Consider the following 16,400-nt stretch of genomic DNA (forward strand, 5'->3'; position numbering starts at 1 on the left):
GCTATGCGTTTTAAATACTTCCTAAACTTAAATAAAATATCTCAGCAGCACATTTTTAACGAGAATTTTGTCGTTCGCAGCGGCTGGTGTCTGCATATTGTGTTATAAAACTAAACCACCGGGGCCTCAAAGGGCAGAAAAACGTAAAAAGTTGTGCCATCGGTTGGATTACTTTGCAACCAAATTTTGCCATTGTGCTTTTCTATAATTTGCTGGCATATGGACAGGCCCAGACCGAATGATTTCTCGCCGGCTGTGCCAATCCGCTTGGCATCGGTAAACATATTAAAAACCTGTTGTTTTAGCTTGTCGGGGATGCCTATCCCATTGTCGTTTACTGTTATCTCGATACCGCTTTCGTGATTTTTTATGCCTACTGTTATACTGTCGCCGTCGTAGCTGAATTTAATAGCATTGGTGACCAGGTTGCTGATAACACGCCAAATTTTTTCCCGGCTTATAAATACCTGCGCCGGATTTTCGGGCAGGTGAAGTTTTATAGACTGGTGTTTTTCGGCAGCTTTAAAGCGCAATAATTCTACACTATTGGTTGTCAGCGCGTTAATATCAACCCATTCCTTCTTAATAGGCGCGGTGGCTGAATTAGTAGCTTCTAATATCTCGTTTATAAGGTCGAGCGAATTGTAAGAGGTATCTTTTATCAGACTGAGCATTTCCAGCTGATCAGGCGTATAATCTTCGGTTACCATGACCGCCGAAAGCGACGCTATTCCACCAAGCGGGTTCCTGAGGTCATGTGCAACAGTTCTTAATATGCGGTCTTTTTCCCGGCTTCCGCGGTGTAGTTCATTAAGGGTATGCACCAGGTTTTCTTTTTGATAGTTTATTTGCTCATTTAACGTCTTGATAGCCAGCATATCCCTTTTTGACTGTTTCATATTTCTGAAAATCAGGAATATAATTATTACCGCCATAACAGATAATAAAACAGCAATGTAAATGAATATTAGCTGCCGTTTATTGTTGTTTTTCAGGCTGTCTATCTCGCTTTGCTTGTCGTAATTGGCTTGCTGCGTTGTTACATCGGTGCGCTTAAGTGAATTGGCCAGCTTTACTAATGAATCCTTTTGTGCCGAGTACTTTTTTAAATAAGTTAGTGCCGCAGTGTTATCATTATTTTGCTGGCTGTATTTACTCATTAAATAATTCCAACCGGCTTCTGCATCGTCATTAGGAAGGCTGTCTAATTGAGTGCGCAGATTTTTAAGTAGCAGGTAAAGATCCTTTTGCCGGTTTAATTTAAGGTACAGGCGTGCAAGCTTTATTTCAGTTAATTGAGCGTCTTTGTTATCATTACCCTTTTTAAAATTGATGGCGATGCTGCTTTTAAGCATCTGTTCGGCCAGTGTATAGTTGCCTGTTATCAAAGCCATATCACCCTGGTTGCCATAAACTACCCCACGGGCAGTCTCCAGCATTCCGGCCAGGTTGCTAAATCTTGCATTATTGCTATCGATATATTCAAGTGTTTTTTTGAAGTAGACAGATGCGCTATCTGCTTTTCCCGCGTTTTTATAACTTTCGCCAATATTATCCAGCAGCTCCTGTCGTTGATAAAATGCCCTGAAATCATCTTTATAAGCCCGGCTTTGGCTATAACTAAGCTTAAAAAAATTGGCCGCATCCAGGTAGTGCGCCTGTTTAAACATCACCATGCCCATCCGGTAGGTATATTCGGCCAGTATTTGATTGCTAATCAGCCTTTTGCCAATATAATATCCCTGATAAAAGCATTTATAAGCGTTGCTGAACTGCGAAAGGTCAAAATAAGCATCGCCGAGGGCGAAATTGGCCTCGGCATAATTAACCTGATATTGGCGTCGCGTTACGCTTTGTTTGGCCATAGCCAGCATACTGTCAGCATAAGCAAGAGCCTTTTTTGAGTTATGGGCAACTTTTCTTTCGTAAACAAAATGAAAACTATAAAAGCGGAACCTATCATTTACAAAAGGATTTTTAAGCCTTTTAAAAGCGGAATCGAGATATCGCGTGCCGACAAGCTGCCGTTTTGTTAGCTGATGGTAGTTATTAATAGTGTCGTAAATGGCGTTAAACTGCTTTGAATAGTTACCGTCATCTTTATTGTTATAGTTACAAGCTCCAAAAAGTAAGGCACAAAAAAAAGCTATGCATAACATTAAATTATGCGAATAACTTTTACCGCAGAAAACAATAGGTTTAATCGAACACATTAACTGTATAGCAGCAACAAATATAGTGTTTGGAAAACGCCAATACTATATTTCGGAACTTAAATAATTGCTGCCTGTACTATTTAAATGCATCAAGGCCAGTAATATCCATTCCTGTTATCAACAAGTGAATGTCATGTGTGCCTTCATAAGTAATTACCGATTCAAGGTTCATCATATGCCGCATAATAGGGTACTCGCCGGTGATGCCCATGCCACCCAGTATTTGCCGGGCTTCGCGGGCTATATTGATGGCGGTTTCTACACTGTTACGCTTGGCCATCGAAATTTGGGCAGCAGTAGCCCTGTTCTCATTTTTGAGCACACCTAAACGCCAAACCAATAACTGGGCTTTGGTTATCTCGGTTATCATCTCGGCCAATTTTTTTTGCTGCAGCTGAAATGCCGCTATTGGTTTCCCAAACTGAACACGCTCTTTCGAATATCTTAAAGCGGTATCATAACAATCCATAGCGGCACCAAGTGCACCCCAGGCAATACCGTAGCGTGCCTGGTTAAGGCAACCGAGCGGGCCTTTTAAACCGATGGCATTGGGCAATAAGTTTTCCTTAGGTACTTTAACATTATCAAAAACTAATTCGCCGGTAGCCGATGCTCTTAACGACCATTTGCTGTGCGTTGTAGGTGTAGTAAAGCCCTCCATACCGCGCTCCACTATTAATCCTCGTACCTTCTTATTCTCGTCGCGGGCCCAAACAACAGCAATATCGGCAAATGGAGCGTTGGAGATCCACATTTTGGCGCCATTCAGGATATAATGATCGCCGGCATCTTTTATATTGGTTGTCATTCCGCCAGGGTTTGATCCGTGATCGGGCTCGGTGAGCCCAAAACAGCCCATGATTTCGCCGGATGCTAAGCGGGGCAGGTATTTTTTACGTTGTTCTTCAGAGCCGTAGGCATAAATAGGGTACATTACCAATGAGCCTTGCACAGATGATGCCGACCGAATGCCAGAATCGCCACGCTCAATTTCCTGCATAATGATACCGTAAGCCATATAATCCAGGCCTGCACCGCCATACTCAACCGGAATTGTCGGGCCAAATGCGCCAATTTCGGCAAGGCCTTTTACAAGCTGCATCGGGAACTCTGCTTTTTGGGCATAATCTTCAATTATCGGGCTTAATTCCTTTTTTACCCAATCGCGTACCGACGAGCGGATAAGCTTATGTTCTTCGGTAAGCAATTCATCTAATTGATAATAATCGGGCGATTCGTACAGATCTGTTTTAGCCATAATGTTATACTTGGTGGGCAAATATATAGCATTTAAAGTGGACTTATTTAATCCAAAAATGCTGTTTTTAGATACTACAAGCCACTTTATATCAAAAACTATGTTTAGATAGTTTAAACATGGTTTTTGACGAAATTATTTTTTGAAAAAAAATCGGGCATAAAAAAATATGCGTTCTATATACCGGTTTTGCCACAAAATGTTTTAAAATCAATTGGTAAATAAAGCACAAAAAAGAGCTAAAAAACTGCACTTTTTAGTTAGTAATTTTCAATTTATATCAAGTTTTGTGCAAGTTTTTGACAAATAAATCAATTTTTAAACCAACAAAATCTGCTACTTTTGAACCATGACTACTATTGCCCTGCAGGGTGCAGAATTTTTTGCATACCATGGATTTTATCCCGAAGAACAAAAAATAGGCTGCCGTTTCCTGGTAGATATAACAGTTGATTTTATACCCCAGACTGAACCAGCCGACGACGAGCTTAAACACACTGTTGATTACGAAAAGGTTTATTATATGGCCTGCGAGGAAATGAAACATTCGCGCAAACTGATAGAAACCGTAGCACAAGCTATCTTAGACAGAATAAAAAGAAAATACCCATACGTAGACAGCATTAGTGTGGAAATAAAAAAGTTAAACCCACCGTTGTTGGGTAAGGTAACTCACTCGGCTGTTACTGTTAACTATAACAAGCAGTAAAATGGAATATAATAAAATAACACCATCGATATTAGATGCCATTATAGCTATTGTTGGCGCCGGCAACGTTATCAGCCGGCATGACGAGCTTGAAAAATATAGTCACGACGAAACGGAAGACCTGGTTTATTACCCGGAAGTAGTTGCTCGCCCGCAAATGCCCGGGGAGGTTTCGGCATTAATGAAACTTTGTTATGACAACCTGATCCCTGTTACCCCTCGTGGTGCCGGTACTGGCTTAAGCGGCGGCGCCCTGGCTATTAAAGGCGGTTTGCTGATAGCGATGGAACGCTTTAATAAGGTTCTGGAGATTGATGAGGCTAATTTACAGGCCACGGTTGAGCCAGGGGTTATTACCGAAGAGTTTATGAACCAGGCTGCTGCTAAAGGCCTGCTTTACCCTGTTGACCCCGCAAGCAAAGGAAGTTGCTTTATAGGGGGCAATGTGTCCCATGGCTCGGGTGGACCAAGGGTGGTTAAGTATGGTACCATTCGCGAATATATATTGAACCTGCAGGTGGTTTTACCATCAGGTGAAATTATCTGGACAGGGGCAAATACGCTTAAGTATGCGTCGGGTTATAATTTAACCCAATTATTCATCGGTTCGGAAGGTACGCTGGGTATTATTACCAAAATTGTTGTGAAGCTGATTCCATTGCCAACATTGGACGCCTTGATGCTGGCCTCATTTGCGACTAATGAAGCTGCCTGCGCAGCTGTTTCTGCCATATTTCGTGCAGGTATTGTGCCATCAGCATTGGAGTTTATGGAGCGGAGAGGAGTGGAGTGGGTGAAAGAGCATGATGATATCGCGTTTGATTTACAAGATGATATCCAGGCCTTTTTGCTGATTGAAGTAGATGGAAATAACCAGGACGTGATTTTTGCCGACTGCGAAAAAATTAACGCCGTGTTAGAAGCGTATGATTGCAAAGATGTGCTCTTTGCCGATTCATCGGCCCAAAAAGAGGAGTTATGGCGGTTGCGCCGGACTATGGCCGTGTCGGTAAAATCAAACTCGGTTTATAAAGAAGAAGATACCGTAGTGCCCCGCGCCGAATTGCCACAACTGATTAAAGGAATAAAAGAGATTGGCGGCAAATATGGCTTTGAATCAGTATGTTATGGCCACGCAGGTGATGGGAATCTGCATGTAAATATCATTAAGGCCAACATGAGCGACGAGGATTGGAACAGCAAACTCAAATTCGGCATCAAAGAGATTTTCGAACTTACAGTTGGGCTGGGCGGCACCTTGTCCGGTGAACATGGCATCGGTTTGGTGCAAAAGGATTTTATGCCGATAAAGTACTCGGAGGTGCATTTTGCCCTTTGGCGCGGTATCAAGAGCATATTTGACCCGAAGGGGATTTTAAATCCGGGGAAGATTTTTTAATTTGAGAATTTGAAGATTTGAAAATGGTAAAACCGAAGAAAAACTAATTTTCAAATTCTCAAATCTTCAAATTCTCAAATTATTTTTAAATTACTATCCCTGTGTTTAAATCAACTGTGTAAGCCGTGCCATTGTAAGTTATTTTAACTTTCCAGTTTCCTAAAAACTCAACAGTTCCTGTATATTTATCGGTATTGTAAGATGGCGAACCGCCATCGTAAACATGCTCGCCGCTAAAATCGGCTGTGCCCTCATATATATTGGGGCTTATTACCTTGGGATCTGTTCCGGTGTTGAATTTTACCCCCTTAAGAATGTAATTGGTTGAAAAGGAATTGTATTTAACCGTCTTGCTGCCGTTCAGCGGATAATCTGACGTTTTAAAGCTTGATTTACCATTTAACGAAAATTGGGTATAAGCTAAATCTATACCATATACAGCAAAATGCTGGGTAGCCACCCTGGTAAAGCCAAAAGTTGGTGTTTTGCCAATAATTGTAGTGCTGTCGTCAAAGGTATAACCGCGTAGTAAGCTGGCGGTTTTACATAACGAAGTGAATTTAATTTTATCAGTAAGCGTAGTTATGCTGTCTCCTCTGCTCCAATCGAAAGAAACAGTAGTATCCATCATTAGCCCGCATTCGCCAACATAAAAGGAGTTAACAGCAAGCTTACTATTCTTTTTATTTATATTACTATAGGCGTTCAGTCCGTTTTGTATGTTCGCTCCACCGTTACTGCCACTTAGCGATTTATATAGGTTTATGGCAATCTGTGCGGCTATTTTGGAGTCAGTTTTTTTGTCAGCAGATGTGTTTTCTTTTTTACAAGCCTGGTAAACAATGCTCACAAATACGGATAAGATCAATAGGTTTTTAACGGTATATTTCATTTTTTATGTACTGATAAGGTTGTAAAGCGCCTTAAAAGTACGTATTTTATCAAAAATAAATTAAATGAAAGTAAATTTATTTTCATAAATGTGAATTGGCTGTATTCCGGAACAATTGTTCCGGAATTACATCGTGCATCGTGTGAAAATATGATCGATGTTATTTGATTTAGAACGATGGTTCTGAAATATAGCAGATAGCTGGAAACCTAAATTACTCTACTGCCTTCATGCTATCAATGATAACCTGAATCTGGTGATTGTAATAATTCATATCCGCATTATACTTGTCTGTGTTTTCGTCGACTGCCTTGTACATTATCTCAAAACTTTTAATCCGCAGATCAAGGTATTGCTTTAGTTTTTTATCGCGCATTTTTATTGGTTCAGGAACACTCAGTTTATCTACTCTTTCTAATATTTTAATATCTTCATTCCAATAACCGATACCCTTTTTTATTGCTGTAAGTACCTTTGGGCGTGGTGCACCTTTCATATTGTAAACCTCTAAAGCCCTGGTCTCATTGCTGGTAAACATCTCCATCCCTTTATCATAATCTCCAATATCATTAGGCATAGCTTTATATATCCAGCCACATGTTATAAGCGTAATTATAGTTAATATGGCTATTAACGAATGTTTTAACCGGATGTCGGCGGGCTTTTTGAGGCTCAGGGTAAAACAATAGCCAATTATTAAACCGCCTACCAGGCCACCTATATGGGCGGCGTTGTCGACTCCGCTTTTTAGGCCATTAAGTAAATTATAGCCAACAAACACAGCTATGCTGGTAAGTAAGGCACGGCGGGTAGATTTTTCGATCAAATCTGTTGTAAGCATGGCTAAAAATACCCCATACATGCCAAAAATAGCACCCGAAGCACCTGCGCTCACCGTATTTTCGTGCCACCAGAGGCTGGTAATGCTGGCAAGCAACCCGGTTAACAAGTAAGCGGTAATAAACCTTAGCTTACCCAAGTGCGGTTCTAAAAGTAGACCTATGTAAACAAGTGCGTACATGTTGAGCAGTAAATGCAAAATGCCTATGTGTAAAAACACATTGGTTAGCAACCGCCACCATTGGCCATCTAATGTTAAAGGCTTGAAATTGGCCCCCCATTGTAATAGATCTGCAACGGTGGGCGATAGCATATCTACACCCTTTATGGCCATAAGTATAAACACCAGGATATTTAAATTAAATAGTACAGGCGTTACAAAATAGCCCGATTGCGGTTTAAATATAGTGAGGAACCCATTTATTTGTTCAGCAGTACCCTGTGGCGGCAGTTTTAAATAATCGTCGCCGGCCGGCGGAAAGTTTGCAGATAACTGCAGGTGTTTTTCTTCAATGTCTTCGGCAGAAAGTTTGCTTTTAAATTCATCTATAGCTTCAACCAGGCTCTTTACCGCTTTTTTATTACGGCCAAAGTCAAACATCTCACTCCCGGCCGAGGAACTTTTTACAGTTGCCGTGTCGTTTTCAATAGTGATGCGGATGATGGCGTTCCAGCCAAAAACACCATTAGCTGTGTAAGCTATAATGCCGGTTGGACTTACATAACTGGTTTCCCAGCCCAGGTCGTTAACCGATTCGTGGACAATTACCAGGAATTGAGCTGTCGACAAATTGTCAAGAGGATATTCCTCTACAAACTTTGGTGTAAATCCTACAGCCATATGATAAATAAGGTTTGGTTTAACGATTTATAATGTAGTCTTATTAATTAAGCAAGGCAATTCCGTATAATCTGCATATCAATTTGTATTCAATATCAATCTCGGCTCATCATATGCAATCATACTCCTGCGTTCATCCGGCGGGATTGAAACTGATTTATTGGCGGCGTAATCATAGCTGATGCAAACTGTTTTGCCGGTTGTTACAATTTCTTCGCCCTGCGGGGTTATTTTTACCAATACATGCATCACGTCAAAGCTGCTGTTGCCTATGCGTATGGTGCGCACGTAGCAGGCTATTTTATCCTGAACAGTAATTTGTTTTAGATAATTGATCTCTGAGCGGCCTATAATAATGCCGGCATTATTCCAATCCCAACCTATGGCGTCTTTCCAATAGTTGGTCCTTGCTATTTCAAAGTAAGTTAAATATATGGCGTTGTTAACGTGTCCTAATGAATCAATATCCGAAAAACGGATAGGTATGTCAGTTTTAAATTTGTAATCGCTGAGTTTTTCGGCCATTTGTGTCATTTTGTCGGTAAAAAATCTTTATCAATGACAAATAGTCATATAAAATATTGATTTTCCCTGTTGGTATAACAGTTGATTAATACTTCACGAAGTTAACAAAAACAAAAACTTATAAATATACATATCATGACTTTAGTAAAATTTAACAACGGATTAAAAAACAACGCGAGAGGCCCATTCTTTAACGATGTATTCGATTCAATTTTAAACGATTCGTTCCTTGGCGATAAACTGGTAGCCCGCATACCTGCCGTAAACATCAGCGAAACTGAAAATGAATTCCAGGTTGAATTGGCTGTACCAGGCTTAAAGAAAGAAGATTTGAAGATCAGTTTGGATAAAAACGTATTAACCGTAGCAGCTGAAAAGAAAACTGAAAACGTTGAAGAAGGTAAAAAATTCAGCAAACGCGAATACAGCTACAACTCATTCAGCAGGTCGTTTACCTTGCCCGAAAGTGCTGATCATTCAAAAATCGAAGCAGACTATACCGATGGTATCCTGACTTTGACCATTACCAAAAAAGAAGAAGCTAAATTTCAATCGAGAGAAATAGCTGTAAAATAATTAAAGACTGTTTTCATAAAGTAGTTAGTTTGGTTTGAAGGCCGTTTCCGCAAGGGGCGGCCTTTTTTTTTGGCTTGAAAAGCTGCTTAAATTGGTGTTAGTTTTAATATTTTATTGTATTTTACGCTGTGTGACAGTCGCTGCGTACCAGCAAACGCATACATCAAAAAAAGGCACGTCACCGCGTTATGCAATAAATATATTTTCAACATGATTAAAAAGCTACTTACCATTCTTTTAATTTCAATTACCGGTTTATCCTATGCCCAAAACAAAATTGTAGTTTTCCAATCCGATTTTGGCGTAAAAGATGGCGCTGTATCGGCCATGAAGGGCGTTGCCACCGGTGTTTCTGCCGATTTAAAACTTTATGATCTCACACACGAGATTCCTGCTTATAACATCTGGGAAGCATCATACCGCCTCTATCAAACTGTAAATTACTGGCCTGCAGGTACGGTATTTGTTTCGGTAGTGGATCCTGGGGTAGGTACCGCCCGTAAATCTGTTGTGCTCAAGACCAAAACGGGCCAATATATTGTTACGCCGGATAATGGCACATTAACGTTGATAGCTGAATCGCTGGGAATAGCCGAAATCAGGCAGATTGATGAGGCGCGCAATCGCCGTAAGGGGTCCGAAAAATCATACACCTTTCATGGCCGCGACGTATATGCCTACACAGCCGCACGCCTGGCGGCCGGTGTTATTACTTATGAGCAGGTAGGGCCCGAACTGCCTAAGCAAGTGGTGAAAATTCCGTATCAAAAAGCCCTGTTAGAAAACGGAACGCTGAAAGGCACTATCGACATCCTTGATATTCAATATGGCAACCTGTGGACAAACATAGGCGATGACCTGGTGAAGCAAATGGGCGTTAAAGTAGGGGATACCCTTCATATGGTAATTTACCAAAATGGCGAAAAGAAATTTGAAGGCGATGCTCCATACAGCGATACTTTTGGCGAGGTAGCAAAAGGTAAGCCTTTGGCGTACATGAATAGCTTAATGCAACTGTCTTTTGCCTTAAACCAGGGCAGTTTTGCCGACATTTATAAAATAGGCAGCGGAAGCGACTGGAGCGTGGTAGTGAGCAAGAAGTAGTAGTGAGTGGTCAGTTGTGAGTGGTTTGTTGGGCTCTCGAGTAGTTTTTTTAAATAAACACAAATGGCGTATCGAAAGATGCGCCATTTGTGTTTATTTCCACTGACCACTGACCACTGACCACTGACCACTGACCACTGACCACTGACCACTGACCACTGACCACTGACCACTGACCACTGACCACTGACCACTGACCACTACGCCATCTCCCGGCTTCGCTTCATTTCTTCGGCCATTTTTATTCCTTGCTTTCTCACTTGTTCTGTTCGTACGTAACGTTTATCGGCGCCCAAATTGGGCTTGGTAATAAAATCATAAAACATGCGCGTCCAGGAGTGGGTCGAATCCAGGTGTTGGTAAAACTCTTTGGTAATTTTATAATACTTAGGCAAAAACCTGCCTGGTATGTTCATGATATCATGGTGTTCATTATGGTAGCCTACATTAAAACAAACCCAGTTGAGCCATCCATAGTACGAATTGGTTTCCTGTCCTTCTTCAAATATAAAATGCTCATGAATAAAATGCCCGGCTGCGGGATGCAGGCTGAATCCCCACAAGGTGGATAGAAAGAGGTAGATAATGGCAATTTTCCCTAAAAACACAAATATCAATACATCGGTAATAATCAGCGTAACGATGTTGGCCCATTCCCATTTGGTTGGTTTGGTAGCAAATCCCCTCACCAAAAACAGGAAGAATATGTAAAAAAACAGCCAGATGAATTTCCGGATCCCCGATTTGCCTACCATTTTCACTTCCCAATGGCTCGGGAAATCATTATCAACATGCTCGATGCCCAGGTGGGAGTGATGCTTCATATGGTGTGTACGAAAGGCGATAGCGCCCGGCACCAAAACCGGGATATTGGCAAATATGGCCAGTGCCTTATTTTGTGCAGGCGTTTTCAGCATCAGGTTGTGTGCCATTTCGTGCACGGCCATGGCCGACCAATGGTTCATGGTGCCGCCCACCACGTATGATAGCAGGATAATTTGCCACCAATATGTTCCAAAGAAAGGAAACCATATACTAACACCCCATGCAAAGCTAATTTGCCCTACCACGATGAAAAATGTAAGCACTGCGGCCCACGGATCATAGCCCATTAATTGTTTTACTTCGGGGTGTTTCTTTAATACTTCTATCCGGCGCAAAAAATGTATATCCGGCGTTTCAATTGGTTCAAAAGGAGTATCAGTTTTCATGTTGATGTGTTTTAGGATTATTGCTAAATAACATAATCAGCTTTAAATTACTCCCGGTAGTTGTACGTATTTAGCTGCGTAGAATTACTTAAATATTAATAAAAACACTGCGATTAATCCGAAATAAACATTGGGGTAATATATAAGGCGTCTTAACTTAATAATACTTATCCAGGCAATTTCCCGTTCTAACTGGCAGTTAATGATCATGCGCATGCCAAACAAATTGTCATTTAAATCCTTTTTTTAATAATGCCGTATGGGCATTAAAGCCATGTGGCAAATATTTTTTTATGTTTACCGAAAAATCAAAACCAACTATGAAGTTTTTAAAAGCCCCTTTATTTTTATCGCTTATTGCTTTAGTAGCCGTCACTTTTCCTGCTTGTAAAGCCAAGAAATTAGCCGAAAAACCTGCTCCTGTTGAAACCGAGAAAATGTACGCGCCGGCACCGAAGCCAACCCCGCCGCCTGCTGCTGCACCTGCGCCAACCCCGCCGCCTGCACCTGCTAAGCCAAATTATAATTTTACCAATATCCAGTTTGAATTTAATTCGGCAGTGTTAAAAACCGCGTCATACCAGGCGCTTGACCAGGCTGTTATAGAAATGAAGAAAGATCCATCGGCAAAATTCGTTTTAAATGGAAATTCATCTGCCGAAGGTACCGACGAACGTAATATGGAATTATCTGTTCAGCGTGCCAACTCGGTTAAAACCTACCTGGCAAATAGCGGCATCAGTGCAGATAACTTAACAGTTAAGGGCTATGGCGAAAGCAAACCCATTGCCGATAACACAACCGAAGAAGGCCGTGTTTTGAACCGCAGGGTGGAGATTAAGCTTGTGCAATAGTTCGAAGTCTTGAGTCCTAACTCTGAAGTCTTAAGTTAAAAATGACATTTCAGACTTCAGACTTAGAACTCAAGACTTAACACACGGGCAACCATTACGCGCCTGGTGCCGTAATGATGAAGTACTAAAATACTTTATCATTACGGCATTTTGAAACACGTTTTTAAGGGAATTCTTTCGCTGCTTAGCGTAACCGAAAAAAACAGGTTGTTCAGGCTTATCCTGCTCGATCTGCTTATCAGCGTGCTGGATATTGCCTTTTTAGGGGCATTGCTTATCATCATAGGGCTTTATACCTCGGGCACGCCTGTTCAACATCGTTTATTACAGCTTAACTGGCTTAAACAACAATCTATACTGCCAATTGGTTTATTTATGCTGCTGTATTGCGGCAAAAACTGGCTTGGCTACCTGATTACCAGGTTTCAGCATCATTTTTTTTACGGGGTAGCATCGCGATTATCAAAAAGGAACATCCTGCATTACCTTAAAGACGAGTATATCAAATTTGTCAATGTCGATTCATCTGTACACATCCGCCGTGTAAGCCAGCAGCCTATCGAGTTTAGCCATTATATCCTCAACAATGTACAGCAAATTATATCGCAAAGCCTGCTCATTTCATTTACCATCGGTGCCATATTGATCTATCAACCATTGCTGTTTTTTTTATTGCTGCTGGTGTTGTTACCGCCTATAATTATCCTGGCCTATTTTATCAAACGAAAATCGAAACAGGTGCGCGAACAAACAAAAACCGCGAGCGAGAAGAGCATCCAGTATTTACAGGAGTCGTTAGCCGGCTTTATAGAAAGCAACATTTATGATAAGCGTAGTTTCCTGGCCGATAGGTACGCCGGTTACCAGCAGCAGCTTAATAACAATATAGCAACGCAACAAACGCTGCAAGGGCTGCCAGCAAGATTGGTAGAGATTTTTGCCATTTTTGGTTTTTTTATCCTGGTGCTGGTTAACAAATGGGCAGTACACGGCGCAGTGGTTGATGTGCTTACCATTGGCGTATTTATTACAGCTGCTTACAAAATCATTCCCGGTATTATTAAAATCCTGAACAGTATGGGGCAAATAAAAACCTACGAATTTACCCTGAATGATTTACTTGCGGTAAAAGAACCCGACGCGTTGCAAAAAGCCGGTACGCTTAATATTGTTGAACCCATCAGTTCTATCCGTTTTCACAATGTTTATTTTAGTTACGCAGACCAAGCAGTAGTATCGGGCATTAGCTTCGATGTTTGCGCTGGTGATTTTGTTGGCTTATCGGCAGCCTCTGGCAGTGGCAAAACAACCATCATTAATTTATTGCTTGGTTTTTTGACGCCTCAGTCGGGTTATATTTATATAGATGGGAAACAAACTGATACCCATAAAAGACAGCAGTACTGGAAAAAAATAGCTTATGTAAAACAACAGAACTATTTTATTCACGATACCATCCTTAAAAACATTACGCTTACTGATGATCAGGAATATGATACCGCGAAACTGGAGGAGGCCATATCCTTTTGCGGACTTGTCCCCTTGCTGGCCGGCTATCCCGAAGGCATAAATAAAATAGTGCGCGAAAATGGCAAAAACCTGAGCGGCGGACAAAGGCAACGCATAGCCCTGGCAAGGGCCTTGTACCACGATTTTGATGTGCTGATCATGGACGAACCATTTGGCGAAATGGACCAACAGGCAGAGGAGGCTATACTTACCCAACTAAAGCAGTTAACAGCCCAGGGCAAGATCATATTTTTTATAACACACAACATTGCAAGCCTGAGCCATTGCAACAAAATAATCCCTTTAATAAATGAGTAAGCCTGAAGCATTGGTCATATTAACGCCGGGTTTCCCTGCCACCGTTAACGATACCACCTGGGTACCGCCTATGCAGGGTTTTGTCAGGACTTTAAAACAGCATAATCCAAACATGCATATCGTTGTTATCAGTTTTCAGTACTCTAATACAGCTTCAACATATAACTGGTGCGGAGTCGAAGTTATAGCCATTGCGGGCAGGGGCAGGGGGCAGGTATTCAGGTTAATAACCTGGCAACGGGTATGGCAAAACTTAAAAAAGCTTCATGCCAGTTACAAACTTATTGGTTTATTAAGTTTTTGGATGGGGGAGTGCTCCTTTATGGGCAATCGCTTTGCAAGAAAATACGGTTTGCCGCATTATGCATGGCTGCTCGGGCAGGATGCGAAAGCCGGTAATGACTATGTTAACAGGATAAAACCCGACGGCAGTTCGGTAATCGCGATATCAGATTTTGTGGCAAAGGAGTTCAGGTTAAATTATGGCATTCAACCGGCGCATATTATCCCTACAGGTATCGATGTAACGCTTTTTGGCGCCGGTGCAGCCCATCGCGACATCGATATTATGGGTGCAGGTTCGCTTATTCCGCTTAAGCAATATGATCTTTTTGTAAAAGTGATCAAAAGCCTGGTTACCGAATTTCCGGGATTAAAAACGGTGATATGTGGCAACGGCCCCGAAATGGATAATTTGAAAAAACAAATAAGCAGGCTTGGGCTGGAGAATAACATCGAACTAAAAGGCGAGTTGCCACACCCGGAAGTATTGGCCATGATGCAACGTTCAAAAATATTTTTGCATACATCGCGCTATGAAGGTTACAGCACGGTTTTAAGCGAGGCTTTATACGCGGGCTGCCAGGTGTTGAGCCTGGTTAATGGAATGAATACAAGGCCATCTCAGCACCTCGTACCCGATAATGTCGAAGACTTACCGCTTATTATTAAAAAACTGTTAAACGATAAAGAATTAAAGCACGAACCTGTGCTAATTTACACCACCGAAACAATAGCGGCCCGCATTACCAGCTTATTTATCCATTAATTGATGACAAATATCAACCAGGTCGTCGGCTATGGTTTTAAAGCTTAGCCTTTGGGTAAAATGGCTTAAAACAGATGTCGAGAGCTCTTGCAAATCTACCCCCTCAAGCCCCTTAAGGGTTTCGCCTAATGCCCCGGCATTCCCCGGTGGATATAAAAATCCATATTGGCCATTTAAGGTGATTTTTTTATACGATGGGATGGTGGTAACAACAGGGATGCAGCCGCAGGCCATAGCTTCTAATAAGGCATAGCCGCTGCCTTCTTTATGACTGCCCGATATATAATAATCTGCTGCGCTAAACCAGTAAGGCAAGTCGGTATTAGTTACCTGACCCACTAAAGTGACCGAATTTGATAGCAGGGCAGAAGATGTTATTAATTGCTTTATATCATTTAACAGTGCATCGGTTTGGTAAATCATGTACAACTTTGCAGCGGCATTAACGTGCAGGTAATCATGAAAACCGTTTAAAACGGTTAAAGGATCTTTATTTTTATTCAGGTGACCCACCCAAATGAAGTTTGCTTTACCGGCAATGCCGGTATGTTGTTTTGCCAGGGCTTTATCAATAGGTTTAAAAACGGTAGAAGCTTCTAATAATTCAAATATCCGGGCATCATGTTTAATAATGTTTTTTTTCTTCCAGGCATCCGCATTCCCGGCCGAAGTGAAAAGGAAGGCATCTGTCATATTGCAGGCTATCTTTTGCAACCGGCCTTTTAAGCCATCCGAGGGTAATTCGCCATGATGCTGTATAACCAGTTTGAACTTGTTGCTACAAAACAATTTTAAAAACATCACCTGTAAAGGGAATACCAGGCCCTGTACCAGCACAATATCAGGCTTTAATTTCCGGATAAGAACATGGGTTTTTATAGTGAGAGACCAGAACCTGTTGTGGCCTTTAAAAAAATAATAGGGTACGCCGTTCATTACAATATCCTGTTCAAATGTTGTATGCTTTACGAAAGCAAAATCAAGCCTATCCTTAAGGTATGTAGCAAAAGTGAGTGCAGGGGCATGGTTTTCTGTTACCTGCTGCGGGCGGGTATAATTTAGATGGGAATAATAAACAAGATCGATCAGCTTTATCAATT

Annotated in this window: 14 protein-coding genes; 7 read left to right on the forward strand and 7 right to left on the reverse strand. The window is 41.5% G+C overall.

Annotated elements, in window-relative coordinates; all coding sequences use genetic code 11:
• Nucleotides 1-110: 110 nt before the first annotated feature.
• Entirely contained in the window at nucleotides 111-2,159 is a 2,049-nt protein-coding gene (locus tag PQ469_RS12895; RefSeq protein ID WP_274213323.1) for a tetratricopeptide repeat-containing sensor histidine kinase, read from the reverse strand.
• Nucleotides 2,160-2,292: 133 nt separating this feature from the next.
• On the reverse strand, nucleotides 2,293-3,474 hold the full coding sequence (locus tag PQ469_RS12900) for an acyl-CoA dehydrogenase family protein (protein WP_274213324.1): 1,182 nt from the start codon (nucleotides 3,472-3,474) through the stop codon (nucleotides 2,293-2,295).
• Nucleotides 3,475-3,823: 349 nt separating this feature from the next.
• On the opposite strand from PQ469_RS12900, the gene folB reads away from it, so the two are divergent.
• Together folB and PQ469_RS12910 are read left to right on the forward strand one after the other, a co-directional pair.
• Nucleotides 3,824-4,183, forward strand: a complete 360-nt coding sequence (folB, locus tag PQ469_RS12905; RefSeq protein ID WP_274213325.1) for a dihydroneopterin aldolase — start codon at nucleotides 3,824-3,826, stop codon at nucleotides 4,181-4,183.
• Between the two features lies 1 nt (nucleotide 4,184).
• Entirely contained in the window at nucleotides 4,185-5,582 is a 1,398-nt protein-coding gene (locus PQ469_RS12910; RefSeq protein ID WP_274213326.1) for an FAD-binding oxidoreductase, read from the forward strand.
• A gap of 85 nt (nucleotides 5,583-5,667) precedes the next feature.
• Here PQ469_RS12910 and PQ469_RS12915 read toward each other — a convergent pair whose 3' ends face one another.
• The 3 genes from PQ469_RS12915 to PQ469_RS12925 form a co-directional block, all read right to left on the reverse strand.
• Nucleotides 5,668-6,474, reverse strand: coding sequence for a hypothetical protein (locus PQ469_RS12915; RefSeq protein ID WP_274213327.1), 807 nt, complete (start codon nucleotides 6,472-6,474; stop codon nucleotides 5,668-5,670).
• Nucleotides 6,475-6,688: 214 nt separating this feature from the next.
• The gene (locus PQ469_RS12920; protein WP_274213328.1) at nucleotides 6,689-8,155 is read right to left on the reverse strand and encodes a rhomboid family intramembrane serine protease; all 1,467 of its coding nucleotides are present in this window, start codon (nucleotides 8,153-8,155) and stop codon (nucleotides 6,689-6,691) included.
• A gap of 78 nt (nucleotides 8,156-8,233) precedes the next feature.
• Nucleotides 8,234-8,680 (reverse strand): acyl-CoA thioesterase, encoded by a 447-nt coding sequence (locus PQ469_RS12925; protein WP_090650463.1) that lies wholly within the window; start codon nucleotides 8,678-8,680, stop codon nucleotides 8,234-8,236.
• A 135-nt stretch (nucleotides 8,681-8,815) separates the two neighbouring features.
• On the opposite strand from PQ469_RS12925, the gene PQ469_RS12930 reads away from it, so the two are divergent.
• Both PQ469_RS12930 and PQ469_RS12935 read left to right on the forward strand, forming a co-directional pair.
• The gene (locus tag PQ469_RS12930; protein ID WP_090650170.1) at nucleotides 8,816-9,256 is read left to right on the forward strand and encodes an Hsp20/alpha crystallin family protein; all 441 of its coding nucleotides are present in this window, start codon (nucleotides 8,816-8,818) and stop codon (nucleotides 9,254-9,256) included.
• 210 nt (nucleotides 9,257-9,466) lie between these two features.
• Nucleotides 9,467-10,360, forward strand: a complete 894-nt coding sequence (locus tag PQ469_RS12935) for an SAM hydrolase/SAM-dependent halogenase family protein (protein ID WP_274213329.1) — start codon at nucleotides 9,467-9,469, stop codon at nucleotides 10,358-10,360.
• Between the two features lie 200 nt (nucleotides 10,361-10,560).
• Here PQ469_RS12935 and PQ469_RS12940 read toward each other — a convergent pair whose 3' ends face one another.
• Nucleotides 10,561-11,571 (reverse strand): fatty acid desaturase, encoded by a 1,011-nt coding sequence (locus PQ469_RS12940; RefSeq protein WP_274213330.1) that lies wholly within the window; start codon nucleotides 11,569-11,571, stop codon nucleotides 10,561-10,563.
• Nucleotides 11,572-11,891: 320 nt separating this feature from the next.
• Here PQ469_RS12940 and PQ469_RS12945 point away from each other — a divergent pair, with 320 nt between their 5' ends.
• From PQ469_RS12945 to PQ469_RS12955, 3 genes are all read left to right on the forward strand, one after another.
• Nucleotides 11,892-12,425 carry an OmpA family protein gene (locus tag PQ469_RS12945; protein ID WP_090650465.1) on the forward strand — a complete coding sequence of 178 codons (534 nt, stop codon included), beginning with the start codon at nucleotides 11,892-11,894 and terminating at the stop codon, nucleotides 12,423-12,425.
• A gap of 150 nt (nucleotides 12,426-12,575) precedes the next feature.
• Entirely contained in the window at nucleotides 12,576-14,252 is a 1,677-nt protein-coding gene (locus tag PQ469_RS12950) for an ATP-binding cassette domain-containing protein (protein WP_274213331.1), read from the forward strand.
• Nucleotides 14,245-15,300, forward strand: coding sequence for a glycosyltransferase (locus PQ469_RS12955; protein ID WP_274213332.1), 1,056 nt, complete (start codon nucleotides 14,245-14,247; stop codon nucleotides 15,298-15,300). Before PQ469_RS12950 ends, PQ469_RS12955 begins: the two co-directional genes overlap by 8 nt.
• Here PQ469_RS12955 and PQ469_RS12960 read toward each other — a convergent pair.
• Entirely contained in the window at nucleotides 15,286-16,398 is a 1,113-nt protein-coding gene (locus PQ469_RS12960) for a glycosyltransferase family 4 protein (protein WP_274213333.1), read from the reverse strand. The genes PQ469_RS12955 and PQ469_RS12960 overlap by 15 nt on opposite strands.
• Nucleotides 16,399-16,400: the final 2 nt, after the last annotated feature.

This window comes from Mucilaginibacter sp. KACC 22773 (assembly GCF_028736215.1).
GTDB lineage: Bacteria > Bacteroidota > Bacteroidia > Sphingobacteriales > Sphingobacteriaceae > Mucilaginibacter.